This is a genomic window from Embleya sp. L77, from assembly GCF_055557415.1.
Genome location: NZ_CM145709.1, coordinates 2,734,447 through 2,757,465 on the forward strand (window position 1 = coordinate 2,734,447; position 23,019 = coordinate 2,757,465).

The 23,019-nt window shown below is 70.7% G+C and carries 25 protein-coding genes and 1 tRNA gene; 9 read left to right on the top strand and 17 right to left on the bottom strand.

Annotated features, from left to right (window positions below; translation table 11 throughout):
* Positions 1 to 64: 64 nt before the first annotated feature.
* From ACZOOI_RS11370 to ACZOOI_RS11385, 4 genes are all read right to left on the bottom strand, one after another.
* Positions 65 to 763, bottom strand: a complete 699-nt coding sequence (locus tag ACZOOI_RS11370) for a demethylmenaquinone methyltransferase (protein ID WP_465280545.1) — start codon at positions 761 to 763, stop codon at positions 65 to 67.
* Between the two features lie 517 nt (positions 764 to 1,280).
* Positions 1,281 to 2,525 carry an amidohydrolase family protein gene (locus ACZOOI_RS11375; RefSeq protein WP_465280546.1) on the bottom strand — a complete coding sequence of 415 codons (1,245 nt, stop codon included), beginning with the start codon at positions 2,523 to 2,525 and terminating at the stop codon, positions 1,281 to 1,283.
* Between the two features lie 23 nt (positions 2,526 to 2,548).
* A complete protein-coding gene (mqnC, locus tag ACZOOI_RS11380; RefSeq protein WP_396009281.1) occupies positions 2,549 to 3,739 on the bottom strand; it encodes a cyclic dehypoxanthinyl futalosine synthase in 1,191 nt (396 codons plus the stop codon).
* A 127-nt stretch (positions 3,740 to 3,866) separates the two neighbouring features.
* Positions 3,867 to 4,751, bottom strand: coding sequence for a menaquinone biosynthetic enzyme MqnA/MqnD family protein (locus ACZOOI_RS11385; RefSeq protein ID WP_391585476.1), 885 nt, complete (start codon positions 4,749 to 4,751; stop codon positions 3,867 to 3,869).
* Positions 4,752 to 4,962: 211 nt separating this feature from the next.
* On the opposite strand from ACZOOI_RS11385, the gene ACZOOI_RS11390 reads away from it, so the two are divergent.
* Positions 4,963 to 6,015 (top strand): hypothetical protein, encoded by a 1,053-nt coding sequence (locus ACZOOI_RS11390; RefSeq protein ID WP_465280547.1) that lies wholly within the window; start codon positions 4,963 to 4,965, stop codon positions 6,013 to 6,015.
* 252 nt (positions 6,016 to 6,267) lie between these two features.
* Here the strand turns inward: ACZOOI_RS11390 and ACZOOI_RS11395 are convergent, their stop codons facing one another.
* On the bottom strand, positions 6,268 to 6,759 hold the full coding sequence (locus tag ACZOOI_RS11395) for an Asp23/Gls24 family envelope stress response protein (protein ID WP_465280548.1): 492 nt from the start codon (positions 6,757 to 6,759) through the stop codon (positions 6,268 to 6,270).
* A 233-nt stretch (positions 6,760 to 6,992) separates the two neighbouring features.
* On the opposite strand from ACZOOI_RS11395, the gene ACZOOI_RS11400 reads away from it, so the two are divergent.
* Entirely contained in the window at positions 6,993 to 7,763 is a 771-nt protein-coding gene (locus ACZOOI_RS11400; protein ID WP_391585479.1) for an SDR family NAD(P)-dependent oxidoreductase, read from the top strand.
* A gap of 299 nt (positions 7,764 to 8,062) precedes the next feature.
* Here ACZOOI_RS11400 and ACZOOI_RS11405 read toward each other — a convergent pair whose 3' ends face one another.
* The 6 genes from ACZOOI_RS11405 to ACZOOI_RS11430 form a co-directional block, all read right to left on the bottom strand.
* Entirely contained in the window at positions 8,063 to 8,305 is a 243-nt protein-coding gene (locus ACZOOI_RS11405) for a chaplin (protein ID WP_465280549.1), read from the bottom strand.
* Between the two features lie 354 nt (positions 8,306 to 8,659).
* Positions 8,660 to 8,980: a hypothetical protein gene (locus ACZOOI_RS11410; protein ID WP_020549360.1), complete on the bottom strand. Its 321-nt coding sequence runs from the start codon at positions 8,978 to 8,980 to the stop codon at positions 8,660 to 8,662.
* 55 nt (positions 8,981 to 9,035) lie between these two features.
* On the bottom strand, positions 9,036 to 9,158 hold the full coding sequence (locus ACZOOI_RS11415; protein WP_391585482.1) for a hypothetical protein: 123 nt from the start codon (positions 9,156 to 9,158) through the stop codon (positions 9,036 to 9,038).
* A gap of 72 nt (positions 9,159 to 9,230) precedes the next feature.
* Complete coding sequence (locus ACZOOI_RS11420; RefSeq protein ID WP_465280550.1) at positions 9,231 to 9,860, bottom strand: helix-turn-helix domain-containing protein; 630 nt, start codon at positions 9,858 to 9,860, stop codon at positions 9,231 to 9,233.
* A 192-nt stretch (positions 9,861 to 10,052) separates the two neighbouring features.
* On the bottom strand, positions 10,053 to 10,616 hold the full coding sequence (locus ACZOOI_RS11425; RefSeq protein WP_465280551.1) for a GNAT family N-acetyltransferase: 564 nt from the start codon (positions 10,614 to 10,616) through the stop codon (positions 10,053 to 10,055).
* A gap of 155 nt (positions 10,617 to 10,771) precedes the next feature.
* Positions 10,772 to 12,148 carry a cystathionine beta-synthase gene (locus tag ACZOOI_RS11430; protein WP_391585485.1) on the bottom strand — a complete coding sequence of 459 codons (1,377 nt, stop codon included), beginning with the start codon at positions 12,146 to 12,148 and terminating at the stop codon, positions 10,772 to 10,774.
* 252 nt (positions 12,149 to 12,400) lie between these two features.
* Here ACZOOI_RS11430 and ACZOOI_RS11435 point away from each other — a divergent pair, with 252 nt between their 5' ends.
* The 3 genes from ACZOOI_RS11435 (at position 12,401) to ACZOOI_RS11445 (ending at position 15,666) form a co-directional block, all read left to right on the top strand.
* The gene (locus ACZOOI_RS11435) at positions 12,401 to 13,504 is read left to right on the top strand and encodes an SGNH/GDSL hydrolase family protein (RefSeq protein ID WP_465280552.1); all 1,104 of its coding nucleotides are present in this window, start codon (positions 12,401 to 12,403) and stop codon (positions 13,502 to 13,504) included.
* Between the two features lie 156 nt (positions 13,505 to 13,660).
* Positions 13,661 to 14,881 (top strand): acetyl-CoA C-acetyltransferase, encoded by a 1,221-nt coding sequence (locus ACZOOI_RS11440; protein WP_020549366.1) that lies wholly within the window; start codon positions 13,661 to 13,663, stop codon positions 14,879 to 14,881.
* Positions 14,882 to 15,078: 197 nt separating this feature from the next.
* Positions 15,079 to 15,666 carry a hypothetical protein gene (locus tag ACZOOI_RS11445; protein ID WP_465280553.1) on the top strand — a complete coding sequence of 196 codons (588 nt, stop codon included), beginning with the start codon at positions 15,079 to 15,081 and terminating at the stop codon, positions 15,664 to 15,666.
* Positions 15,667 to 15,758: 92 nt separating this feature from the next.
* On the opposite strand, the gene ACZOOI_RS11450 is transcribed toward ACZOOI_RS11445, so the two are convergent.
* The gene (locus ACZOOI_RS11450) at positions 15,759 to 16,130 is read right to left on the bottom strand and encodes a hypothetical protein (RefSeq protein WP_465280554.1); all 372 of its coding nucleotides are present in this window, start codon (positions 16,128 to 16,130) and stop codon (positions 15,759 to 15,761) included.
* Positions 16,131 to 16,299: 169 nt separating this feature from the next.
* Between ACZOOI_RS11450 and ACZOOI_RS11455 the strand changes: the two genes are divergently transcribed.
* Positions 16,300 to 16,533, top strand: a complete 234-nt coding sequence (locus ACZOOI_RS11455; RefSeq protein WP_161360502.1) for a DUF4287 domain-containing protein — start codon at positions 16,300 to 16,302, stop codon at positions 16,531 to 16,533.
* 179 nt (positions 16,534 to 16,712) lie between these two features.
* Here ACZOOI_RS11455 and ACZOOI_RS11460 read toward each other — a convergent pair whose 3' ends face one another.
* Together ACZOOI_RS11460 and ACZOOI_RS11465 are read right to left on the bottom strand one after the other, a co-directional pair.
* Positions 16,713 to 17,567 (bottom strand): Bax inhibitor-1/YccA family protein, encoded by an 855-nt coding sequence (locus ACZOOI_RS11460; RefSeq protein WP_465280555.1) that lies wholly within the window; start codon positions 17,565 to 17,567, stop codon positions 16,713 to 16,715.
* 322 nt (positions 17,568 to 17,889) lie between these two features.
* Positions 17,890 to 17,971: transfer RNA gene (locus ACZOOI_RS11465), tRNA-Leu, on the bottom strand.
* Between the two features lie 341 nt (positions 17,972 to 18,312).
* Between ACZOOI_RS11465 and ACZOOI_RS11470 the strand changes: the two genes are divergently transcribed.
* Positions 18,313 to 19,089 carry an ABC transporter ATP-binding protein gene (locus tag ACZOOI_RS11470; protein WP_465280556.1) on the top strand — a complete coding sequence of 259 codons (777 nt, stop codon included), beginning with the start codon at positions 18,313 to 18,315 and terminating at the stop codon, positions 19,087 to 19,089.
* 63 nt (positions 19,090 to 19,152) lie between these two features.
* Here the strand turns inward: ACZOOI_RS11470 and ACZOOI_RS11475 are convergent, their stop codons facing one another.
* Positions 19,153 to 20,502 carry an NAD(P)/FAD-dependent oxidoreductase gene (locus ACZOOI_RS11475; protein WP_465280557.1) on the bottom strand — a complete coding sequence of 450 codons (1,350 nt, stop codon included), beginning with the start codon at positions 20,500 to 20,502 and terminating at the stop codon, positions 19,153 to 19,155.
* Positions 20,503 to 20,956: 454 nt separating this feature from the next.
* On the opposite strand from ACZOOI_RS11475, the gene ACZOOI_RS11480 reads away from it, so the two are divergent.
* Positions 20,957 to 21,229: a type II toxin-antitoxin system Phd/YefM family antitoxin gene (locus ACZOOI_RS11480; protein WP_391585493.1), complete on the top strand. Its 273-nt coding sequence runs from the start codon at positions 20,957 to 20,959 to the stop codon at positions 21,227 to 21,229.
* Positions 21,226 to 21,495 carry a type II toxin-antitoxin system RelE family toxin gene (locus tag ACZOOI_RS11485; RefSeq protein WP_465280558.1) on the top strand — a complete coding sequence of 90 codons (270 nt, stop codon included), beginning with the start codon at positions 21,226 to 21,228 and terminating at the stop codon, positions 21,493 to 21,495. Before ACZOOI_RS11480 ends, ACZOOI_RS11485 begins: the two co-directional genes overlap by 4 nt.
* Before the next feature lie 39 nt (positions 21,496 to 21,534).
* Here ACZOOI_RS11485 and ACZOOI_RS11490 read toward each other — a convergent pair whose 3' ends face one another.
* Positions 21,535 to 22,491, bottom strand: a complete 957-nt coding sequence (locus ACZOOI_RS11490) for a Ppx/GppA phosphatase family protein (RefSeq protein WP_465280559.1) — start codon at positions 22,489 to 22,491, stop codon at positions 21,535 to 21,537.
* Complete coding sequence (locus ACZOOI_RS11495) at positions 22,488 to 23,006, bottom strand: DUF501 domain-containing protein (protein WP_391585496.1); 519 nt, start codon at positions 23,004 to 23,006, stop codon at positions 22,488 to 22,490. Before ACZOOI_RS11495 ends, ACZOOI_RS11490 begins: the two co-directional genes overlap by 4 nt.
* Between the last annotated feature and the right edge of the window lie 13 nt (positions 23,007 to 23,019).

A 23,019-nucleotide genomic window follows, 5' to 3' on the forward strand; every position in this document is an offset into this window, starting at 1 on the left:
GTCTATGAGGAGCGGGTGGGCGGCCGGCCCGTGGCCACTCGCCGGGCGGGGACCGGCCCGTGGCTCACTCGGACGGCCGGAAACCCCGGTGCAGCGCGACGACCCCGCCGGTGAGGTTGCGCCAGGCCGGGTGCGCCCAGCCCGCCTTGCCGACCAGCGCCGCCAGGCCCGCCTGATCGGGCCACGCGCGGATCGACTCGGCCAGGTAGACGTACGCGTCGGGGTTGCTGCTGACCGCGGTGGCCACCGCCGGCAGCGCGCGCATCAGATACTCCACGTACACCGTCTCGAACGGGCGCCAGGTGGGCCGGCTGAACTCGCAGACCACCAGTCGCCCGCCCGGCCGGGTCACCCGCAACATCTCGCGCAGCGCGCCCTCGGTGTCGCTGACGTTGCGCAGGCCGAACGAGATGGTCACCGCGTCGAACGTGGCGTCCTTGAACGGAAGCCTGGTCGCGTCGCCCGCGGTGAAGGGCAACTCCGGGTGCTTGCGCTTGCCCTCGCGCAGCATGCCCACGGAGAAGTCGCACGGCACGACCTGCGCGCCCGCGTCCCGGAAGGGCAGCGAGGAGGTGCCGGTGCCGGCCGCGAGGTCGAGCACACGCTCTCCCGGGCGGGCGTCCACGGCGCGTGCGACGGCCTTGCGCCAGGACCGGTCCTGGCCCATCGACAGCACGGTGTTGGTCAGGTCGTAGCGCGCCGCGACCGCGTCGAACATCGACGCGACTTCACGCGGTTGCTTGTCCAGGGAGGCTCGGGTCACCCGGCCATCATCTCGCGCCCGGGCCCGCCCCCGGGCCCTGGGGGCACGCAACGCACCGGGCGGGTCGCGTACCGCATGCGACCCGCCCGGTGTGCGCCGTGCCGGCGCGGTGCGATCACCGACGCCCGACGCCACCGCCGACGCCACGCTTGTTGGCTCCGACACCGCCGCCGACGCGGCCGATGCGGGCGCCGATGCCCACACCACCACCGCCGCCACCGGAGCGGCGGCCCCGCCGACGACGCGGCGTCACGGCATGGACGATGGAGCGAATTCGGGTACCGACGGACATGGTGTGCCTCCTCAATCATCCCGAGCAGGCAGGGCCCGGGTCGGAAAGGTGAGTTGTGGGACCGTGTCGTTCCGACCAGGCGCCTGCCCGGGGTCCGCCCGGCTATGCGTGGTCGTGCAAAAACGATCGTGCGCCCCGTCGCCGCACGGCCCGCAGACCCGCCGCCGGTCGCCCCGACACCTTGCCCCGCAGAGCCCCGCCACCCGCCGACCCGCCGACGCGCCTTCAGCGCCGATGCACGAGCCGCCCGCCGAGCACCGTGGCCACGCACGACCCGGTGCCGTGGGCGAGCAGCGCCGCGTACGGGTCGCCCTGCGTCGGCACGTCGAACACCGCGAGGTCGGCAGGGCCGCCCGGGCGCAGCGTGCCGGCGCCGTCGAGGCCGCCCATCGCCGCCGCGCCGCCGACCGTGACCGCCTCGACCAGGCGCCGGTCCAGGTCGTCCGAGCGGTAGCCCTGCCGGATCGCCAGTTCCCGGGCCGCCGCCGCCTCTTCCCACATGTCCAGGGACGGCGAGGAGGCGAGCGAGTCGGTGCCCAGCGCGAGCGGCGCGCCCTCGGCCAGATAGTCGGCGACCGGCGGCTCGCCCGCCGCCAGGATCGTGTTGGAGCGCACGCACAGCGCGACCGCCGTGCCCTGCTCGCGCAGCAGCGCGCGATCGTCGGCGGCCAGGTGCACGCCGTGCGCGACGTGGACGTCCGGGCCAAGCCCGTCGAACCCGGCCAGGTAGGCCGCCGGGCCGCCGCCGCTGCCGCCGTCGAGCAGTTCCAGGGCCATCCCGGAGGCCCGGTTCAGTTCGGCGAACCGACCGGTGCCGTGCCGGATGAACTCGGCCTCGTGCGCGGTCTCCGCCAGGTGCGGGTGCAGCCGCAGCCCGCGCTCGCGCGCGATCGTGACGCACTCCTTGAACACCGCCGTGCCGACCGTGAACGGGGTGTGCGGCGACACGCCCAACACACGCCCGCCGCTCGCCCCGTCCAGCGTGTCCAGGAAGGCCGCCCGCCGCCCGGCGGCCCACATCGCGTCGTCCGCGATCACCTCGACGTAACTGATCCCGCGCAGCCCCGACCGGCCCACCGGCACGAGCACGCACGGGTCGGTGACCACGTCCGCCACCGCCGTGGTCCCCGACCGCAACATGTGGTGCACCCCGCGGCGCGCGCTCTCCTGCCACATCACCTCGGAGAAGTCGGCCCGCCGCTCGATCAACGTGCGAATCCACTCCGGGAAGGCCAGCCCGGACAGCGCGAGATCGCCGAAGTCGGTGTACTGCAGATGCGCGTGCGCATTCACCAGCCCCGGCATCAGCACCCCGCGCCACACCCGCTCACGCGCCCCCGCCGAGCCCAACTCGCCCCGCGGACCCACCGCGACGATCCGACCGTCCTCCACGAGCACGGCGCCGTCGCGAATGGGCTCCGCATCGACCATCGACAGGACAACGGGCGCAACATGCAGCGTCAAAGACATGCGCCCATCATCCCAAGCCGGTTTCAGCGGGCGTCGACGACCTTGAGTTCGGTGCGGGCGGTGCCGCCGGCGAGGGCCGTGGAGGAGAAGTGCGAGATCACCTTGTCGTCGACCGGGTCGTTCGCCGGGTCGTCGTGCACGATCAGGTGGTTGTACGTGGTGTCGCGCTGGGCCGGGATCCGGCCGGCGGCACGGATCAGGTGCAGCAGCTCCATCCGGTTGGAGCGGTGCTTGGCGCCCGCGGAGGAGACCACGTTCTCCTCCAGCATGACCGAGCCCAGGTCGTCCGCGCCGTAGTGCAGGGTGAGCTGACCGGCCTCCTTGCCCGTGGTCAGCCACGAGCCCTGGATGTGCGCGACGTTGTGCAGGAACAGGCGGGCCACCGCGATCAGGCGCAGGTATTCGAGCAGGGTGGCCTGCGTCTGCCCCTTCAGGTGGTTGTTCTCCGGCTGGTAGGTGTACGGGATGAAGGCCCGGAAACCGCCCGTGCGGTCCTGCACGTCGCGGATCATCCGCAGGTGCTCGATCCGCTCGGCGTTGGTCTCGCCGGTGCCCATCAGCATCGTCGAGGTGGACTCCACGCCCAGCCCGTGCGCGGTCTCCATGATCTCCAGCCAGCGTTCGCCGGACTCCTTGAGCGGCGCGATCGCCTTGCGCGGGCGCTCCGGGAGCAGCTCCGCGCCGGCGCCCGCGAACGAGTCCAGGCCGGCCGCGTGGATGCGCGTGATGGCCTCCTCGATGCCCACTCCGGAGACCTTGGCCATGTGCGCGACCTCGGAGGCCCCGAGCGAGTGGATGACCAGCTGCGGGAACTCGGCCTTGATCGCGGCGAACGAGCGCTCGTAGTACTCGACGCCGAAGTCGGGGTGGTGCCCGCCCTGGAACATGATCTGCGTACCGCCGAGTTCGACCGTCTCCGCGCACCGGCGCAGGATGTCGTCGATCTCCCGGACCCAGCCCTTCTCGCTCTTGGGCGGAGCGTAGAACGCGCAGAACTTGCACGCGGTGACGCACACGTTCGTGTAGTTGATGTTGCGCTCGATGATGTACGTCGCGATGTCGACGGTGTCCGCGTAGCGCATGCGCCGCGCGGCGTCGGCGGCCCGGCCGAGCGCATGCAGCGGGGCGTGCACGTACAGGGCGAGTGCCTCGTCGGGCGTGATCCGCCCACCGCCGGCGGCCCGGTCCAGGACCGGCTGGAGATCGCTGATCACGGGGAAGCCTCCGCATGGAACGAATACGAGTGGAACGGTCGCGCGTACGACGAGTGCGCGTCGAGCGGATGAGCGCCGAGCGGGTGGGCGCGGCACGAATGCTCGTGAACGAGCCTATCCGGCGCGCTCACGAAACCTGCGGGGCGTCGAGCAGCCGCACCCGCACGTCGGCCGGATACCCGGTGTCGTGCGCGGTGCGCCGGGCGAACTCGGCCATCCCCCGCAGGTGTCGCTCACCGAGCGAGTAGTCCAGCGCCTCGGTGTAGTAGCGCTCCAGCGTGGCCGCGTCGAACGCCTCCCACCGGGCCACGTGCTCGCAGACCTTGTCCACCTCCTGCATGCACAGGTCGCGCGACTCCAGGAAGGCCTGATGCACGGCGTGCACCTCGGCCGGGTACGCCTCCAGGAAGTCGCGACGCGCGGCCCACACCGCGAACACGAACGGCAGCCCGGTCCACTGCTTCCACTCGTACGCGAGGTCGTAGACCAGCAGGCCCAGCCGCGGCGCGTCGTACAGCGTCGCGCGCAGTGCGACGTCGCCGATCACCACCGCGGCGTCCGCCTCCTGCATCATCAGGCCCAGGTCGGGGGCCGAGGTGAAGAACTCTGGCCGTACGCCGTACTTCTCCTCCAGCAGCAGCCGGGCCAGCCGAACCCCGGTGCGACTTTGCGAACCGAGCGCGACCCGCGCACCGTCGAGCCGGTCGATCGGCACCTGGCTGACCAGCATCACCGACATCACCGGTCCGTCGGCGGCCACCGCGATGTCCGGGAGCACCACCAGGTCGTCCGCATGGCGCAGGTACTCGACCACGCTGATCGGCGCGATGTCGAGGTCGCCGCGCACCAGGGCGTCGTTGAGGTTGTCCGGAGTGTCCTTGGTCAGGTCCAGATCCACCAACGAGCCCGTGCGGGCCAGGCCCCAGTAGATGGGCAGGCAATTGAGGTACTGGATATGGCCTACCCGGGGTCGCCGGCGGCCGGCTTGCGGCGCGTTGTCCACAGTGTCCATCCCCGCAGGCTATGCCCGGGTGTGTGGGTCGCCCCTACCGACCCGGGCCGACGTGCGGATCACCGGTACCGACCCGGGACGGTGTCACCGAACAGGTACAACACCGCACGCGGGGCAGTGGCAGCGGTGTACGGGTGAGATTCTCGGGTGCCGGGCCGATTCCACGGCGGTTCGACCACGGCGGTTCGACTACAACGACGGAGGAAGCGCGATGCACTCGTCCCCGGGCTCGTATCCGGGCCAGGGTGGCGGCTACCCGCCCCCGCCCCCGCCCTATGCGTCCACGCCCGCCCCACCCCCCGCCTACGCCCCGGGTGGTCCGTATCAGCCGGGCGGTCCGGGCGGCGGCTCCCACAACCCTCCGCCTCGGCCGCCCTCGGGACCCGCGTACGGCGCGCTGCGCGGCACCGTCGCCGGGATCAGCCTGGTCCTGGCGGTGCTGCTGACGATCCCGGCGCTGTCCGCGCTGTGGCTGCGCTGGGAGGTGGTCTCCGAGCAGGGGTTCACCGACAACGCGGTCGCGCTGATCGACGAGTCGGCGATCCGCAGCGAGGTCGCCCGGCTGATGACCGACGAGGTGATCAAGCAACTGCCGCCGGGCGTACGCGGCCAGGTGCCGCGCGGCGTGGTGCAGAGCGCGGTGGCCGAGGAGATCGGCAAGCCCTCGTTCAAGGCGGTCTGGAAGGACGGCATCGCCACCGCGCACGACGTGGTGATGTCGTCCATCCTCGGCCGGGACAGCAAGAACGTCACGACGGACGGCGACCGGGTGGTGGTCAACCTCAAGAGCCCGCTCGACGCGATCGTGCCCCGGCTGAACCAGGCCGGCATCCCGGTGTCGAAGGCGGCCCTGCCCACCAGCATCCCGATCGACCTGGCCCAACTGCCGCACGCCTCCGAGGCCAAACAGGGCCGGGACGCGTTCCAGGCCGTCGACGACGCGGGCAAGTGGCTGCCGATTCTGACCGTGGTGCTGCTGCTGGTCGGCCTGGCGGTCGCGGTGAACCGGTTCCGCGCGCTGATCATGACCGGCGTCGGCCTGTTCCTCACCAGCGGCCTGCTGCTGCTCCTGGTCTCCGCCGCGCGCGGGCCGGTCGCCGACGACCTGGCCACCCGCAACACCCTGAACCGGGACGGCATCGAGGCCGTCTACGACGTGTTCACCGACTCGCTGACCACGATGGCCTGGTCGGTGTTCGCAGCCTCGCTCGTGGCGATCGTGCTGGGCGCGGTCGGCCTGAGCCTGCGCGGCCGCCGACGCTGACGGCTGCGCCGAGCAGCGGGGGCGCGGGCGGCGACCGCGAGGGACACGGCCCGGACGGCATACGCCCCGGACGGCATCGCCCCGGACGGCGCGACCCTGCTGCGCACTCACAATGCGTGCACACAAAAGGGCGGGCCGGGGGTAATCCGGTCCCGCCCTTCGTGCGTATCCTCGGCGCCGTCGGCCCGGAAGCCCACCCGGACCCACCCGGACCCGCCCGGGGCCGGGCTCATTCCAAAGCCCGCCCGGGTTTCACTCCAGGTTGCGCGTGGACGTGTCCTCGTCGTCCTGCTCGATGTGGATGTCGTCCACGGAGATGTCCACCTCGACCACCTCCAGGCCGGTCATCCGCTCGATCGACTCGATCACGTGTTCGCGCACCGCCGCGGCGACCTCGGCGATCGGTGCGCCGTACTCGACCACCAGGCTCAGGTCGACCGCGCACTGCTTCTCGCCGACCTCGACGCTGACTCCGCGGGCCACGTCCGGACGACCGCCCGGTACCGCCTTGCGCATCGCGGCGAAGGCCCGGGAGACCCCGCTGCCGAGCGCGTACACGCCCGGGATCTCGCGCGCCGCCAGCCCGGCGACCTTGGCCACCACTCCGTCGGCGATCGAGGTCCGCCCTCGGTCCGTGGCCAGCGCGGTCACCTCGGTGAGATGTCCGGAGCCGGACGTCGATCGCTCGGTCCGTTCCGGACGGACGGTGGTCTTGTCGGGTGTGCGGACGGGTGAGTCTGCCATGGCTGGAACCTCGTCTTTCGCCGCTTCGTGAGAGGTGGGGGCTCCCCTCACATGAGGTGTGACCCCTTCCCGATCGATTCGTCACGCAATCCGGGCGAATTAATCCGATCGGCCGCGAAAGTGAACTGGAACATGTTTCATTTCACTCCCGGCCAACCGTTCAGGAGGCTTGCTCCCGCGCATCGGAACCGCTTGTGATGGGACCCGTACACCCCGTCCAAGGAGGAAACACTGTGGAGCGGTTCCAGGATCGGCGCATCATCGTCACCGGTGGCGGTTCGGGCATAGGCCAGGCCACGGTGCTGCGGCTGCTGAGCGAGGCGGGCACGGTACACGCGGCGGACGTCAACGCCGACGGGCTGGAGAAGACCCGCGCGATGGCGGCGGAGAAGGGCGTGGACGCCCGGCTGAGCACAGGCGTCCTGGACGTCTCCGACGAGGACGCGGTCGGCGCCGGCGTGGCCGAGGTGGTCGAGCGCCTGGGCGGCCTGGACGTGCTGGTGAACGCGGCGGGGATCCTGCGCGCCGGACACACCCACACGTTCCCGCTCGACAAGTGGAACCAGATCATCACCGTCAACCTGACGGGCACGTTCCTGATGACCCGCGCCGCGCTGCCCCCGCTCCTGGAGACCGGCAACGGCGTCGTGATCAACTTCAGTTCCACGTCGGCGAGCTTCGCCCACCCGTACATGGCGGCCTACGCGGCCAGCAAGGGCGCGATCGACGCCTTCACCCACGCGATCGCCCTCGAATACAGCCGTCAGGGCCTGCGCGCGGTCAACGTCGCCCCCGGCAGCATCTCCAGCGGCATCGTCGACGACACCCCCAACCAGGTCCCCGACGACGCCGACTGGGAACTCTTCGGCAAGCTGATGCCGATCATCGGCGAGGGCATGGCCCACCCCGACGTCATCGCCGGCATGATCGCCGCCCTCGCCTCCGACGACGGCAAATTCGTCACCGGCACATCCCTCCGCATAGACGGCGGCACCCACGCCTGACCCACCCGCCGGCCGAGCCACCCCAGCCCGGCCCGGCCGGCGGCCCACCCCCACCCACCAACCCAACCGCCGCACAACCAGCCCGACCGGCGACAAATCACCCGGGCCGGCGTTTGAGGCCACCCAGCCCCGCCGGCGCTTGAGGCGAACCAGCCCGGCCGGCGCCTGAGGCCAAACAGCCCGGCCGGCGCTTGAGGCCAACCTTGCGCCGCCAGGCCCGAGTGCGCATGTGGCGAACCAAACACGACAGAGGGCGCCGTACCGGTCCCCCAGCACAGCGCCCACCAAAAGCTTCAAGCTCAGCCGTGGTTGATGCAGACGTTCCCGAACGCCGGGTTCACCAGACCGATCACGTTGATGCTGTTGCCGCACAGGTTCACCGGAATGTGCACCGGAACCTGGATGTTGTTGCCCGAGGCGACACCCGGCGAGCCGACGGCAGCGCCGTCCGCCTCGGAGCTGGCGTTTGCAGCACCCATGCCCGCGGCAAGGATGCCACCGGCGGCGGCGGTGATGATGGCCGCCTTCTTGACCGTGTTCATTCTTCCTCCATGTCACAGTGCCGCACGAACGGATGCGGCACGTGGGACAACGAAGCCCGCGGCGATGAGCAACGTGCCACCGTCCGGTTGGCCGCCGATTCACCCCTGCGGGGACGCACACTTGCGCCGTACGCCGGTGGCAGGCGCCCGCGCACCACCCGCGCCACCGAACCCGACCGACCTGCCCCCGACCCGCCCGCGTCCCGGACCGACCGACCCGGACCGACCCCGCCCCCAACGATCGACGCCCCGCAAAGCCGAGGCTTCGCGGGGCGTGGGGGACGAAGGGGTCTGCGTGCGGTCTGCGGAGGTCGAGGCCGCGCCCGGTCGACCGGGGCACGAACCGTCGGGACGTCAGGCGTCCTCGTCGTCCTCGTCGTCGTCCTCGGGCAGGTACTCGGCGCCCTCGGACTGCCAGCCCGCCTCGCTCAGTTCCGTGCCGGCGATGTCCTCGACGAGGCTGAACGGGTCGATCAGGTACGAGACCGACTCGGCCAGGTCGCTCTCGATGGCGGCGGTCGCGTCGGCCCGGTCGCCCGGTGACAGCTCCTCGTCCGCCTTGACACTGTCCAGCGCTGCGGCCCGCAGCGCGTCGGCGTCGGTGACCTCCAGCACGATTTCGAGGTTGAGCCGGATGTAGCGGGTCGTGGAGTCCGAGGAAGTCGCGTTTTCCATGAGCGCGAGCCTACGGGCCCGCGACCGGCCGCCCGCGCGCTGACGCGCCGCGCGCTCAGCGGTGGCCGTAGGTCACCGCGGTGAACATCAGCGCCCCGAACACGACGGAGAATCCGAGAATGTAGATCGCGATCCGGATCCACATCCCGTTCGCCCGGCTCTTCTCACTCTCCATCACGGCGAACTCCTCAGACTTGGGCGGGCTCGGCCCCGGGTCGGCTCACCCGCGGGCGGCTCACCGGCGAGCGGCTCAGACATGAGCGGGCAGGCACGGCGAGAACGCGACCAGCGCCGGCGCCGCATGGACCATCAGGAACTCGACGGGCAGGTACGCGTCGGCGGACTCCATCCGATGCGCCAGACCCGAGTCGAAGTGCGCCACGTCGCCGGGCGCGAGCAGATGGGTGGCCCCGTCCAGGGTCAACCGGAGCTGACCGGTCAGCACGTACAGCCATTCCTCGCCCGGATGCACCCGCCCGGGCCCGTCCGCCCGGCCCGCCGGCACCCGCACCCGCAGCGCCTGCATGCCGCGGCGCGGACTGCCCACGCGCCAGTAGGTCCAGCCGTGTGCCTCGACCGGCTCGGCCGCGCGGGCGCGGACCACCGGCTCGGCCGACGCGCTGTCCTCGCCGAGCAGTTCGGAGACGGTGGTGTTGTAGGCCCGGGCCAACGTCAACAGGGCGGGCAACGACGGTTGTCGGCGCTCGTGTTCGAGCCGGGAGAGATAGGCGACGGAGAGCTTGGTCAGCTGCGCGGCCTCGTCGAGCTTGAAGCCGTTCGCCCGACGGGCCGCACGCAACCGATCACCGAGCCCGGTCGGTACCGCCTCGGCGGGTGTCGAATCCGGCTCGTCGGTGTCGTAGCTTGGAGAGGCGACCATGCTTCGAGGCTAGGCAGACCCGACCACCGAGGCAATTAACTTGCCTCAGAGGCAAATATCGCGCCGCAAATCGGATATTCGGCCCGAAATCCCCCGCGCCGGCCGGGCACGTCCGGAAACCCACGCCGCGCCGGCCTCACCCACGCCAGGGCCAAGCGCGCCCGGTCACCCACACCGAGCCGGCCGCGGCCCTCACGCACAACGCCCCGGCGCGAGCACCCCCGGCGGCACCTCGGCCTCCACCAGCACCACGCCGTCCTCGTAGCCGCGCCGACTGACCAGCCCGGCCCGATCGAACAGGGCGAGCATGCGCCGGTTCCACGGCAACACGTGCGCCCGCAGGTCGCTCGCCCCGCGCACGGCCGCGTGCTCGACCAGCGAACGCAGCATCGTGGTACCGAGCCCCTGCCGCTGCCACCCGTCCTCGACCAGCAGCGCCACTTCGGCGACCGGCTCGGGCACCGGGTGGAACAGGGTGGCCAGCGCGCCGATCGCACCGTCGGGCGCGACCGCCACCAGGCTCACCCCGTGCTCCGGCACCAGCAACCGGCTCAGCGCGCTCTCCGGCAGCCGGGGCGCCGAGGTGAAGTAGCGCAATCGGCGGGTCTCCGGAGAGCACCGCTCGTGCATCGCCCGCACCTGCGCGGCATCCTCGGCACGGGCCACGCGCACCCGTACGTGCGACGGCCACTCGCCCGCGCCGACCGAGCTCACCACGGTGAGCCGGGCCCGGCCCCGCATCGACATCGCCGTCATGTCCCTACCGCCTCTCGCCACCGGAGCGGTCCCCTCGCGGTCCTCCCCGCCGAACCCCCACGGTGTCGAGGCGGTGTTACGCATCGACTACGTGGACGTGTCCGGGGTGAACCGATCCGGTGACGTCGCCGCCCCGGTGGCGAAACACGGCCGACTCAGCCCGCCAGGTGACCCAGCAGGTCCTGCCGGGTGACCACGCCCTGCGGCTTGCCGTGCACCAGCACCAGCGCCGCGTCGGCCTGTTCCAGCACCCGCGCCAACCGTGCGATCGGCTCACCGGAGCCGACCACGGGCAGCGGTGCCGACATGAACTTCTCCAGCGGGTCGCCCGCCGACGCGCGACCGGACACCAGCGCGTCCAGCAGGTCGCGCTCGGCGATCGAGCCGACCACCTCGGCGGCCATCACGTCCGGGTGACCCGCCCCGGGCTTGACCACCGGCATCTGGCTGACCCCGAACTCGCGCAGGATCGCGATCGAGTCGCCGACGCTTTCCTCCGGATGAACGTGCACCAGGGCGGGCAGGTCGCCCTGCTTGCGGGCCATGATGTCGGCCACGGTGGCCTCGTTCGGGTCCGCGTCCAGGAAGCCGTAGTCGGCCATCCACTCGTCGTTGAAGATCTTGCTGAGGTAGCCGCGCCCGGAGTCCGGCAACAACACCACGACCACGTCGTCCGGCCCGAGCCGCTCGGCCGCACGCAGCGCCGCGACCACGGCCATCCCGCACGAGCCGCCGACCAGGAGACCCTCCTCGCGGGCGAGCCGGCGCGTCATCAGGAACGAGTCGCGGTCGGACACCGCGATGATCTCGTCCGGCACCGCGCTGTCGTACGCGGTCGGCCAGAAGTCCTCACCGACGCCCTCGACCAGGTACGGCCGGCCGCTGCCGCCGGAGTACACCGAGCCCTCCGGGTCGGCGCCGACCACGCGCACGCCGCCGTTGGAGACCTCCTTGAGGAAGCGTCCGGTCCCGGAGATGGTGCCGCCGGTGCCGACGCCGGCCACGAAGCACGTGATGCGACCGTCGGTCTGCTCCCACAACTCGGGACCCGTGGAGAGGTAGTGCGACTGCGGGTTCTCCGGGTTGGAGTACTGGTCGGGCTTCCACGCGCCGGGCGTCTCGCGCACCAGCCGGTCCGAGACGTTGTAGTAGGAGTCGGGGTGCTCGGGGTCGACCGCGGTCGGGCAGACCACCACCTCGGCCCCGTAGGCCCGCATGACATTGATCTTGTCCATGCTGACCTTGTCCGGGCAGACGAAGATGCACTTGTATCCACGTCGCTGCGCCACCATCGCCAGCCCGACTCCGGTGTTGCCGGAGGTGGGCTCGACGATCGTGCCGCCCGGACGCAGTGCGCCCGACTGTTCGGCCGCGTCGATCATCCGCACGGCGATCCGGTCCTTGACCGAGCCGCCCGGGTTGAAGTACTCGACCTTCGCCAGCACCGTCGCCGACAACCCCGAGGTGACGGAGTTGAGCTTGACGAGGGGGGTGTCCCCGATCAGGTCGAGCATGGATTCGTGGTACCGCACGGAACCTCCGCCATGAGTGCGCATCAGCCGGGGCCGGATGGCCCAAAATCCTCACATTGCGCTAACTTCTCCCAGCCTAGTCGGCGCTTCCCGCCGGACCGGGCGCTGTGGCCTCGACCACGCCCACGCCGCGCGCCGCACCGCGCCCCGCTGTCCGCCGACGAACCTGACGGTCGGTTAGGGTCGGCGTGGAGTCCGCGACGGGGAGGAGCCCGAGGTCTTGTACACGACGGCCGGCCGCGGTGCCCGGCGATGATGCGCACTCGGATGGCCCGCCGGGTGGCGGCGGCCGCGGCCTTCGGTGGCGGCGGCGTGGGAGTGCTGACCGGTGCGATGTTCGCGGTGTTGTACACCGAGGCGAAGATGGCCCGCCGCACGGTGGGCGAACCCGACGGCGATCCGCCGAGCGCCGACGGGATGTACGGCGACCTGCCCGGCGAGCCGATCACGTTCGCGATGATCGGCGACTCCACCGCCGCCGGCCTCGGCGTCGAGGACCCGATGCAGACCCCCGGCGCGTTGCTCGCCTCCGGCTTGGCCGCCGTCGCCGAGGTGCCGGTACGACTGGTCAACGTCGCCCTCTCCGGCGCCCAGTCCTCGGACCTGGAGCGTCAGGTCACCCTCGCCCTGCGGCACGAACTCGACGTGGCGATGATCATGATCGGCGCGAACGACGTCACCCACCGGATGCGCCCGGCCGAGTCGGTGCGCCACCTCGAACAGGCCACCCGCCGACTGATCGCCTCCGGCGTGGAGGTGGTCGTGGCCACGTGTCCCGACCTGGGCACGATCGAGCCGATCGCACAGCCGCTGCGCTACCTGGCCCGGCAGTGGAGCCGCAACCTCGCCGCCGCGCAGACCATCGCCGTGGTCGAGGCGGGCGGCCGTACCGTCTCGCTCGGCTCGCTGCTCGGGCCCGAGTTCCTGGCCCGGCCCAAGGCGATGTTCGGGCCGGACCGTTTCCACCCCTCGGTCGAGGGCTACGCGACCGCCGCGATGGCCTCGTTGCCGTCCCTGTGCGCCGCGTTGGACCTGTGGCCGCTGGACGAGGTGAGCCCGGACAGCTTCCGCGGCGAGGGCGTGCTGCCGATCGCGCAGGCCGCGATCGAGGCCGCCGCCGAGGGCGGCACCGAGGTGACCGGCACCGACGTCGGCGGGCGCGAGCGCGGCCCGCGCGGCCGGTGGGCGCTGCTGCGCCACCGCCGCAGGCAGCAGATCCCCACCCCCGCGACGGTGGATCCGGACGCCGAGTCGGATGCCGAACCGGATCCCGCCGCCGAGGGTGATGCGAAGGTCGAGCGGACTGCGCCAACCCCGTTCGGGGACGCCCGGGGTAATGTGGCGGAAGAAATCTGACTGGGCGTCAGTTATGGCGTGGGGCAGGTCGCATGATCCACCCCTCCCATTTTTGACTACCAGGCAGTAACTTCAGCGTCAGTTGCGCTTCCGCACCGACGAGAGTCCCTTCGGGGTCCTCGTACCGACGGCCGCAAAGACCAACAAGGAGTCCCGATGCCCGAAGCAGTCATCGTCGCCACCGCCCGCTCCCCGATCGGTCGCGCCTTCAAGGGTTCCCTGAAGGACCTGCGGTCGGACGACCTGACCGCGCTCATGGTCCGCGCCGCCCTGGACAAGGTCCCGGCGCTGGACCCCAAGGACATCGACGACCTGATGCTGGGCTGCGGTCTGCCCGGTGGCGAGCAGGGCTTCAACATGGGCCGCAACGTCGCGGTCATGCTGGGCTACGACCACCTGCCCGGAACCACCATCACCCGCTACTGTTCGTCGTCGCTGCAGACCACCCGGATGGCGATGCACGCGATCCGCGCGGGCGAGGGCGACGCGTACATCTCGGCCGGCGTCGAAATGGTCACCAGCACCCGCGGCAAGGGCAGCAGCGACTCGATCCCGGACACCAGGAACCCGCTCTTCGCCGAGGCCGCGACCCGTACCACCGAGGCCGTCGAGAAGGGCTCGACCTGGGCCGACCCGCGCGAGCAGGGTCTGCTCCCGGACGTCTACATCGGGATGGGCTTCACCGCCGAGAACCTGGCCCAGCACAAGGGCATCTCCCGGGCCGAGCAGGACGAGTTCGCGGTCCGCTCGCAGAACCGCACCGAGCAGGCGATCGCCGACGGCTTCTGGGCCGAGGACATCACCCCGGTCACGCTCGCCGACGGCACCGTGGTGAGCAAGGACGACGGCCCGCGTGCGGGCACCACGCTGGAGGGCATCTCCGGGCTCAAGCCGGTCTTCCGCCCGGACGGCACGGTGACGGCGGGCAACGCGTGCCCGCTCAACGACGGCGCCGCCGCGGTCATCGTGATGTCGGACACCAAGGCACGCGAGCTGGGCCTGACCCCGCTCGCCCGGATCGTCTCCACCGCCGTGTCCGGCCTGTCGCCGGAGATCATGGGCTACGGCCCGGTCGAGGCCTCCCGGATCGCGATGGCCCGCGCCGGCCTGACCTCGGCGGACATCGACCTGGTGGAGATCAACGAGGCGTTCGCAGCACAGGTCATCCCCTCCTACCGGGACCTGGGCTTCGACCTGGACAAGGTCAACGTCAACGGCGGCGCGATCGCGATCGGCCACCCGTTCGGGATGACCGGCGCACGGATCACCAGCACGCTGATCAACTCCCTGCGGTGGCACGACAAGCAGTGGGGCCTGGAGACCATGTGCGTCGGCGGCGGCATGGGCATGGCCATGGTCCTCGAACGCCTGAGCTGACCCGAGCACCGACCCGATTCGACACCCGCGCGAAGCCCGTCCGGACAACCCGGGCGGGCTTCGCCGCTCACCACCCGACCGGGTCGGCCCAGGATGCCACCCACTCGGGGCGTCACGCTCTGGCGGCCGGCCACGGACGGCGCGACCCTGGAGGAACAAGCTCTTCCTCGGGTTGGCCAAGGGTTGCGGATCACGTCATGCCGAACGCTTACATCGTCCCCGTCCTGATCACCGCCGCATGCGCCGTCGCGGTGACCACCCTCGTGCGCCGACTGTCCCGGCGGCTCCGCGCCCGCGCCACCACGGAGATCCGGGACCAGGCGTTCCTCGATCATCTCTTCCGCAGCCGGGACGCCGAGCGACCACCGCTGACCGTCCCGGGGCCCGGGCGCGACGACTTCCCCGACCGGCTCGACCCGGACGACGACGCGACCGGCCGCCGTCCACACCCGTCGGAGAACCTGACCCCGCTGCTGCCCACCCACCTCACCGGCGAGTACCTCACCGGCCTGGTCGCGGGCGCGACCCCGATCACCCGCGTGCGCACCGGCTCGCCCGGCGCCGGCGGGCCGGCCGTGCTCGACTTCGCCGACGGCAGCTCGCTGGTGGTGATGCCGGGCGACCCGGAGGCGGCCTCGCTGATCGACGTCGCACTGTCCCTGGGCCGGCCGGTGCGCCTGCTCGGCACCTCCGAGATCGGCGGCGGCTGGACCCTGACCTTCGGCATGGACGAGGACACCACGTACGCACTGGCCGACCGCCTGTACGTCCGCCCGCCGGCCTAGGTCCGTCTACGATCCCGCGCCGAGCACCACGAAGCGGGATCGACGAAGGGCGCCGGCTCTGTCCGGCGGACACCGGGCGCACCCCGCGTCGCTCAGATCGCCGCCGACAACTCGCGCACCATCTCCCGCGCCCGACGCAGCACGTCACCGGCTGTCGTCGGCTCGCCGTCCTGCAGGATCAGCGGGTGCTCCTCGGCCAACGGCCCCAGCGCCGAGGCGAGATCGCCGGAGGTGACCGCGACCTGATCGCCCACCACGAACACGCCCAGATCCGGGATCTCGCGCAGCGGCTCGCCCTCGACCGCGGCCGCCAGGTCGGCCAGACACTGGGCCAGCGCGAGGGCCGCGCCCGCCCGGCTCGGCGAAGTCTCCTGACGGGCGGTCAGCGGCGCCTTCAACCGGGCCTCGGACAGGTGCCGGAGTCGGTCGGCGACCGCGCCGGACTCCTTCACGAAGGGGCCCACGTCAACCGTGAGGGAAACGGACGGTTTCCCGACCGGGGGGATGGGGATGCGGGACGACATAACCGGAGCGTACCCAGTGCGCACACCGCGTGCGGGTCGGCTTCGACCGCTTGCCAACCGTTCGCCCGTCATGCACGCTCGGGTAACGGAACGCTCACCGGAGGCGCTTATGTCCTTGCACTTCTCCGAAGAGACCCACCGGAACCTCGTGGCCCGGGTGCCCGCCTGCACCGGCCGCGAACTTCCCGACTGGTTCAAGGAAATCGAGGCCGGTCCGGCCTTCTCCCGATTCGAGGACCGGGTCTCCTGGCTCCAGGGCGAGCACAACCTCGGACACGGGCACGCCCTCGCCATCGTCCGCGAGCACGACCGCCGCCGGCACGCGCCGGGCGGGGTCAGCTGATTCCCCGCCTCGAGGCCGCCGCGCCGCCGATCCACCGTCGAAGACCCCTGCCACGCTGACCACTCGCCGACCGCTGTCGACTCCGCAGAGCCGCGCGCATCTCCGCATACGCGAAAGTGGCGGTGCCCCTTCCCGGGGGCACCGCCACTTCGTACGTCGGGCCGTCATGCGGCGCTGCGTCAGTCCCGCAGGATCGACAGCAGGCGCAGCACCTCCAGGTAGATCCACACCAGGGTCACGGTCAGACCGAACGCGGCCCGCCACGACTCCTGCTGCGGCACGCCCTGGGCGACCAGCTGCTCGATCTCGTTGAAGTCGAGCGACAGGAAGAAGGCGCCGATGAGGATGCCGAGGATGCCCATCACGATACCGAGCGGACCGCTGCGCAGGCCGAGGCCGTCGCCACCGGCGATCAGGATCGCCAGGAGGTTGACGACGGTGAGGATCAGGAAGCCGATCGCGATCGCCATGCCGATCCGCACGTACCGGCTCGTCACCTTGATCCAGCCGGACTTGTACGCCACCAGCACACCGACGAAGACCGAGGCCGTGCCGAGCACCGCCTGCACCACGATGCCGCTGTACTGCTGCTCGAACGCGTGGCTGATCGCGCCGAGGAACACACCTTCGAGCGCGGCGTAGGTCAGCACCAGCGCGGGGCTGACTTCACGCTTGAAGGTCACGACCATCGCGACGACGAACGCGGCGAGCGCGGCGCCGACCGCCCAGCCGAAGTTCTCGAACGGCAGGAAAGCCCACGACAGCGCACCGGTGACGACGACCGTCAACAGCGTCATCGCGGTACGCGCGACCACGTCGTCGATGGTCATCCGGCCGGTCTGGAGCGGACCGGCGGACTGCGCCCGGTACATCTCCTGAAGCTGCTCGGGGGTCATCGGCTGCATCGGCGGCTGCTGCGGCGCGCCGTACGGGGCGCCCTGCGGCCCGGGCTGCGGCGCTCCGTAACCGGCCTGCTCCTGCCGGCCGGTCTCGAACGCCCCCCGCCGCGTGAGCACCGGGTTGCTGCTCCTCATGTCATCTCCTCCATGCCCCCGGGTGGGGGTCCTGGCTCAAGAGAGTAATCCCCGAGTAAAGCGCTCGGGGCTTCCATCTTTCCCCTACAACGTGTCCGGACACGCGTTTTGTGCCCGCGGTCACTGTCCGGTCATAAAAAGTCGGATGGTATCCATCGTGAACCCGATCGCTGTCAGCACGGGAACACCCTGCGCTATGCGCGAGTGAGGGTGGCCCGCGGGCCCGGGAAAGCATCCGGTTGGTGGTCCAGACCACCGAGGCCCACTGTCGCAACTCCGCGACGAAACGGCGTTCTTGCAGGTCAACCGCTACTTCGAGTTGTCCCCGGAGCGGGACTCGAACCCGCACGGCCTTGCGGCCAAGGAGGTTTAAGCTCCTCGTGTCTGCGTTCCACCACCCGGGGGCGATGCTGAGCGTAGCGGCCCCGGCGCACCGGGTGTGCCCCAAGCGTTTCGAGGCCCCGCGGACCCCCGTCGTCGGCCTGTTCGATCGCGGAGAGCGACGGAAGGCGACCCGTCCGCATGCAATACGGATGATGCCGAATGAGCGTTTTGGGGCGGCTGAGCAGGGGACATCCCGCATTCGGCCGCCGAACCCGGGTAGGACCACCGGGTCGAGGGTCCGCTCGGGTCGACCGTCATTGGGTGATCACCATCGTCCGGATCCGGACCTTCGTCGTCCGGCAACAACGGAGTGCGTACGCGCCCCCCGCATCGGATCCGATCGCGACGAAAGAGGTCTCCTGTGACCGCCACCGAACCCAACAGGGGCGTCGGGACGAACGGCGCGCCCGCCGCCGTCGCCACCGACCTGACCAAGGTCTACGGCACGGGCGAGACGCAGGTGATAGCGCTCGACGGCGTCTCGGTCGGATTCCGGCGGGCCGAGTACACCGCGATCATGGGCCCGTCCGGGTCGGGCAAGTCCACGCTGATGCACTGCATGGCGGGCCTGGACTCGATCTCGGGGGGCTCGGTCCGGTTGGGCGACGTGGAGTTGTCCTCCCTGAACGACAAGCAGTTGACCCTGCTGCGGAGGGAGAAGGTCGGCTTCGTGTTCCAGTCGTTCAATCTGCTGCCGACGCTGACCGCGCTGGAGAACATCACCCTGCCGATGGACATCGCGGGCGTGAAGCCCGATCAGGCATGGCTGGACCACGTGATCGAGACGGTCGACCTCCGGAACCGGCTCAAGCATCGCCCGAGTGAACTGTCCGGTGGTCAGCAGCAGCGCGTGGCGTGTGCCCGCGCGATGGCGAGCAAGCCGGAGATCATCTTCGCCGACGAGCCGACCGGCAACCTGGACTCGCGCTCGGGCGCCGAGGTATTGGCCTTCCTCCGCACCTCGGTACGCGAAAGCGGCCAGACCATCGTGATGGTCACCCACGATCCCAACGCGGCGTCCTACGCGGACCGGGTGCTCTTCCTCGCCGACGGCAAGATCGTCGACGAAATGCTCTCCCCCACCTCGGACCTCGTCCTCGAACGCATGAAACGCTTCGAAGCCACCCGAACCGTCTGAGCACACGAACGCGAAGGGGCCCGGCACACGCACTTCGTGCGTGTGCCGGGCCCCTTCCGAAAACTAGGCCTTCGCGGCAGGCTCGACCGCGGGTCGCGGCACCGGCAGTGCCGCCTCGGCGAACTCGTCCCGCGGGTGCTCCATCGCCCCGAGCGAGACGATCTCCCGGCGGAAGAAGGCCGACAGCGTCCAGTCGGCGAACACCCGGAACTTCCGGTTGAACGTCGGCACCATCGCCCCGTGGTACGTGCGGTGGAACAACCAGGCCGGCAGCCCCTTGAGCTTGAACTTGCCGAACATCACCGCAACGCCCTTGTGCAGGCCCAGACCCGCCACCGCGCCGAGGTTCTTGTGCTTGTACTCCTTCGGCGGGAACCCACGCATCACCGAGACGACGTTGTCGCCCAGGACCCGCGCCTGCCGCACCGCGTGCTGCGCGTTCGGCGGGCACCAGGCACCCTCACCCGCGGCGAGGTCCGGCACCTGCGCGTTGTCGCCGGCGGCGAACACGTTGTCCATGCCGACCACCTGGAGGGTGGTGCGGGTGTCGACGTGGCCGCGCGGGCCGAGCGGCAGGCCGTACTCCGACAACACCGGGTTCGGCTTGACGCCGGCCGTCCACAGGATCGTGGAGGCGTCGAACTCGATGTCGTTGGAGAGCACACAGTGCTTGTCGACGCAGGACTTGAGCGACGTCTCCAGGTGGAACTCGATGTCCCGGGCCTTGAGGCGCTCCAGCGTCCAGGCGCCGAGTTCCGGACCGACCTCGGGGAGGATGCGGTTGGCCGCCTCCACCATCACGAAGCGCATGTCCTCGCGCTTGAGGTTCTTGTAGTAGCGCACCGCGTCGCGCGCCATGTCCTCGACCTCGGCCAGCGCCTCGATCCCCGCGAACCCGCCGCCGACGAAGCAGAAGGTCAACGCCTTGCGGCGGATCTCCTCGTCGGTGGTGGAGTCGGCCAGGTCGAGCTGCCCGAGCACGTGGTTGCGCAGCGCGATGGCTTCTTCGATGGTCTTCAGACCGATGCCGTTCTCGGCCAGGCCGGGAATCGGGAAGGTCCGCGAGATCGAGCCGAGTGCGATGACGATGTAGTCGAAGCCGAGCTCGTAGGAATCGCCCGCGAGCGGCTCGACCAGCGCGACCTTGCGGTCGTGGTCGACGGAGGTGACCCGGCCGTTGACGATCTCGGCCTTGGGCAGGACACGGCGCAGCGGCACCACGACATGGCGCGGTGAGATGCTGCCGGCGGCCGCTTCCGGGAGGAAGGGCTGGTAGGTCATGTACGACCGCGGGTCGACGACCGTGACGGTCGCTTCGCCGTAGCGCATCTTCTTGAGGATGCGCTGCGCGGCGTACAGACCAACGTAGCCGCCGCCGACGATAAGGATGCGAGGGCGATCCGTGTTGCTCATGTTTGGAAGTATCCACCGATCGAACCCACCGGTGCCTTGAGGCCGCGCGCAGTACCGAAGGGGTCGTCTGGTACCCTTCGTCCTTTTGCTTGTGCATTTGTGCACGGTGTGCCGTCGAGGAAGATCCACTCGACCGTTTTCGGCCGGCCCGTCCGCCGACCCGGTCCCGATGACCTGCGTCGATCCTGCCCGAGGACCCCGGGGACGGCGCAATGTGATCTCCACCTCGAACCGGTGCCGACCCCCGCATTCGAAGGCGATACCGCCGCCCGACCGGTCCGACAAGGGGAAAACGGCCTCACATGGCCAAGTTTTGCCGCCCCGACCATGTGAAGGGATTCACAAACTTTTTCGAGTGTCCGAACGTTGGACACGACCCCTTGGTTCCCCGCCGGCCAAAAAACCCCGGATGACGGCGAAGCGCGTGTACACACTCGTGCGTACACTGCGAGGTATGACCGAAAGCGCAGTGACCATACGCGAAGCCCGCGCACACCTCGCGGACCACATCAATCGTGCCGAAAACGGCACCTCGACGGTCATTACCCGCAATGGGACTCCGGTGGCCGCGCTGGTACCGATCGCGGACTTCGACGCGCTGGAGGAAGCCGCCGACGAAATGCTGGCGCGCGAGGCCGAGGCGGTCCTGGCCGAGGGCGGCCCGAGCGTGACGATGGCCGAGTTGCTGGCGGATCTTTTCACCGAGCGCGGCGAAAGCAGCGCATGAAGTACGCGTTCCGATTCACCACCGCCGCGCAACGCCAACTGCGAGCCATCGACCGGCCTGCGGCAATGCGGATTCTGGCTGCGCTGACCGCACTCGGCGACGACCCCTATCGCGAGGATGCCGACATCAAGAAGCTCACCGGCCCGTCCGGCCTGTATCGGCTTCGAGTCGGCAACTACCGAATCGCTTACCAGGTTCGAGACGGTGAGCTGGTCATTCTCGTGGTCAAGGTCGGCAACCGCCGCGACGTCTACCGAAATCTCTGACCCCTCGGACCGGCCCGTGGCAGCGCGCTCGGGGCACGGCTACCGGTCACCCACCGCACCGGGGACTTCCACCGAAGACCAGGCAATGCCGTCCAAGATGTCGTGCTCGCTGACCACGACCTCGGTCAGGCCGGTGCGTTCCATGATCGTGCGCAGCACCAGTGCACCCGCGCCGATCACGTCCACCCGACCCGGATGCAGCACCGGGATGGCCGCCCGTTCGGCGTGCGTGCTCGCCAGGAGGCGGGCGGTCACCGTACGGACCTGGTCGAGGGTCAGACGCGAGTGGTGGATGGCCGTCGAGTCGTACTCGGGCAAGTCCAGCGCGATGCCCGCGACCGTGGTCACCGAGCCCGCCAGGCCGACCAGGGTTCGGGCACGCTCCATCGGGACCACCTCCGCGGCCCGGGCGATCGCGGCCTCGATGTCGGCGGTCGCGGCGGCGATCCGGTCCTGCGTCGGCGGGTCCGCGCGCAGGTGCCGCTCGGTCATCCGGACGCAGCCGATGTCCACCGACCTCGCCGCCTCGGGCCGATCGACGCCCAGGACGAACTCGGTGGACCCACCGCCGATGTCGACCACCAGGTACGGCGTCTCGACGGCGCCGGTCCCGGCGAGTTCCCGGGTGGCCCCGGCGAAGGACAGCGCGGCCTCCTCGTCGCCGGAGATCACCTCGGGCTCGACGCCCAGGATCTCGCGCACGCCGGCCCGGAACACCTCCCGGTTCTCCGCGTCACGACTCGCGCTGGTGGCCACGAAACGCACCCGTTCGGCGCCCAGTTCGCCGATCGCCTTGGCGTACTCGCGACACGCGGCGAAGGTGCGCTCCAGCGCCTCGGGAGCCAGCCGGCCGGTCCGGTCGACGCCCTGGCCGAGCCGGACGATCCGCATCCGGCGGTCCAGATCGACCAGCGTCCCGGCGGCCGGGTCCAGGTCGGCGACGAGCAGGCGGATGGAGTTGGTGCCGCAGTCGATCGCGGCGACGCGTCGGGTCATCGGGTCTCGTCCTCCGGGGCTGCGGCGTCGGCCGGCTCGTCCACACACACGCACGGGCCCTTGGCCCACCAGTCGGGCAGCGCGTCCAACGTCTCGTCGCCGAGCGGGTTGACGCCGCGCCCGGCGGCCAGCGCGTGGCCGGCCAGCACGTGCAGGCACTTGACCCGATCCGGCATGCCGCCGGCCGACGGGAAGCCCTCCAGCACCTCGATCGCGTCCCGGCGGGCGATGTAGTCCTCGTGTGCGGCGGCGTAGCGGGCCGCGAGGTCCTCGTCCTCGGCCAGGCGCGCGCTCATCTCGCGCATGACGTTGTTCGCCTCCAACGTGCCGATCGCGGAGGCCGCCCGCGGGCAGGTCAGGTAGTACAGCGTCGGGAACGGCGAGCCGTCCTCCAGGCGCGGAGCGGTCTCCACGACGTCGGGCAGCCCGCACGGGCACCGGTGTGCGACGCCGCGCAGACCACGCGGGGTACGGCCGAGCTGCGCCTTGACGGCGTCGATGTCGTGCTGATCCATGAAGGGAAGTATT

Excerpts from the sequence above, each read along its gene's own strand:
- ACZOOI_RS11375 (WP_465280546.1), bottom strand. The coding sequence starts at position 2,525 with ATGTCTTTGACGCTGCATGTTGCGCCCGTTGTCCTGTCGATGGTCGAT.
- ACZOOI_RS11385 (WP_391585476.1), bottom strand. The coding sequence starts at position 4,751 with ATGGACACTGTGGACAACGCGCCGCAAGCCGGCCGCCGGCGACCCCGG.
- ACZOOI_RS11390 (WP_465280547.1), top strand. The coding sequence starts at position 4,963 with ATGCACTCGTCCCCGGGCTCGTATCCGGGCCAGGGTGGCGGCTACCCG.
- ACZOOI_RS11395 (WP_465280548.1), bottom strand. The coding sequence starts at position 6,759 with ATGGCAGACTCACCCGTCCGCACACCCGACAAGACCACCGTCCGTCCG.
- ACZOOI_RS11405 (WP_465280549.1), bottom strand. The coding sequence starts at position 8,305 with ATGAACACGGTCAAGAAGGCGGCCATCATCACCGCCGCCGCCGGTGGC.
- ACZOOI_RS11410 (WP_020549360.1), bottom strand. The coding sequence starts at position 8,980 with ATGGAAAACGCGACTTCCTCGGACTCCACGACCCGCTACATCCGGCTC.
- ACZOOI_RS11420 (WP_465280550.1), bottom strand. The coding sequence starts at position 9,860 with ATGGTCGCCTCTCCAAGCTACGACACCGACGAGCCGGATTCGACACCC.
- ACZOOI_RS11425 (WP_465280551.1), bottom strand. The coding sequence starts at position 10,616 with ATGACGGCGATGTCGATGCGGGGCCGGGCCCGGCTCACCGTGGTGAGC.
- ACZOOI_RS11435 (WP_465280552.1), top strand. The coding sequence starts at position 12,401 with ATGATGCGCACTCGGATGGCCCGCCGGGTGGCGGCGGCCGCGGCCTTC.
- ACZOOI_RS11440 (WP_020549366.1), top strand. The coding sequence starts at position 13,661 with ATGCCCGAAGCAGTCATCGTCGCCACCGCCCGCTCCCCGATCGGTCGC.
- ACZOOI_RS11445 (WP_465280553.1), top strand. The coding sequence starts at position 15,079 with ATGCCGAACGCTTACATCGTCCCCGTCCTGATCACCGCCGCATGCGCC.
- ACZOOI_RS11455 (WP_161360502.1), top strand. The coding sequence starts at position 16,300 with ATGTCCTTGCACTTCTCCGAAGAGACCCACCGGAACCTCGTGGCCCGG.
- ACZOOI_RS11460 (WP_465280555.1), bottom strand. The coding sequence starts at position 17,567 with ATGAGGAGCAGCAACCCGGTGCTCACGCGGCGGGGGGCGTTCGAGACC.
- ACZOOI_RS11475 (WP_465280557.1), bottom strand. The coding sequence starts at position 20,502 with ATGAGCAACACGGATCGCCCTCGCATCCTTATCGTCGGCGGCGGCTAC.
- ACZOOI_RS11480 (WP_391585493.1), top strand. The coding sequence starts at position 20,957 with ATGACCGAAAGCGCAGTGACCATACGCGAAGCCCGCGCACACCTCGCG.
- ACZOOI_RS11485 (WP_465280558.1), top strand. The coding sequence starts at position 21,226 with ATGAAGTACGCGTTCCGATTCACCACCGCCGCGCAACGCCAACTGCGA.
- ACZOOI_RS11490 (WP_465280559.1), bottom strand. The coding sequence starts at position 22,491 with ATGACCCGACGCGTCGCCGCGATCGACTGCGGCACCAACTCCATCCGC.
- ACZOOI_RS11495 (WP_391585496.1), bottom strand. The coding sequence starts at position 23,006 with ATGGATCAGCACGACATCGACGCCGTCAAGGCGCAGCTCGGCCGTACC.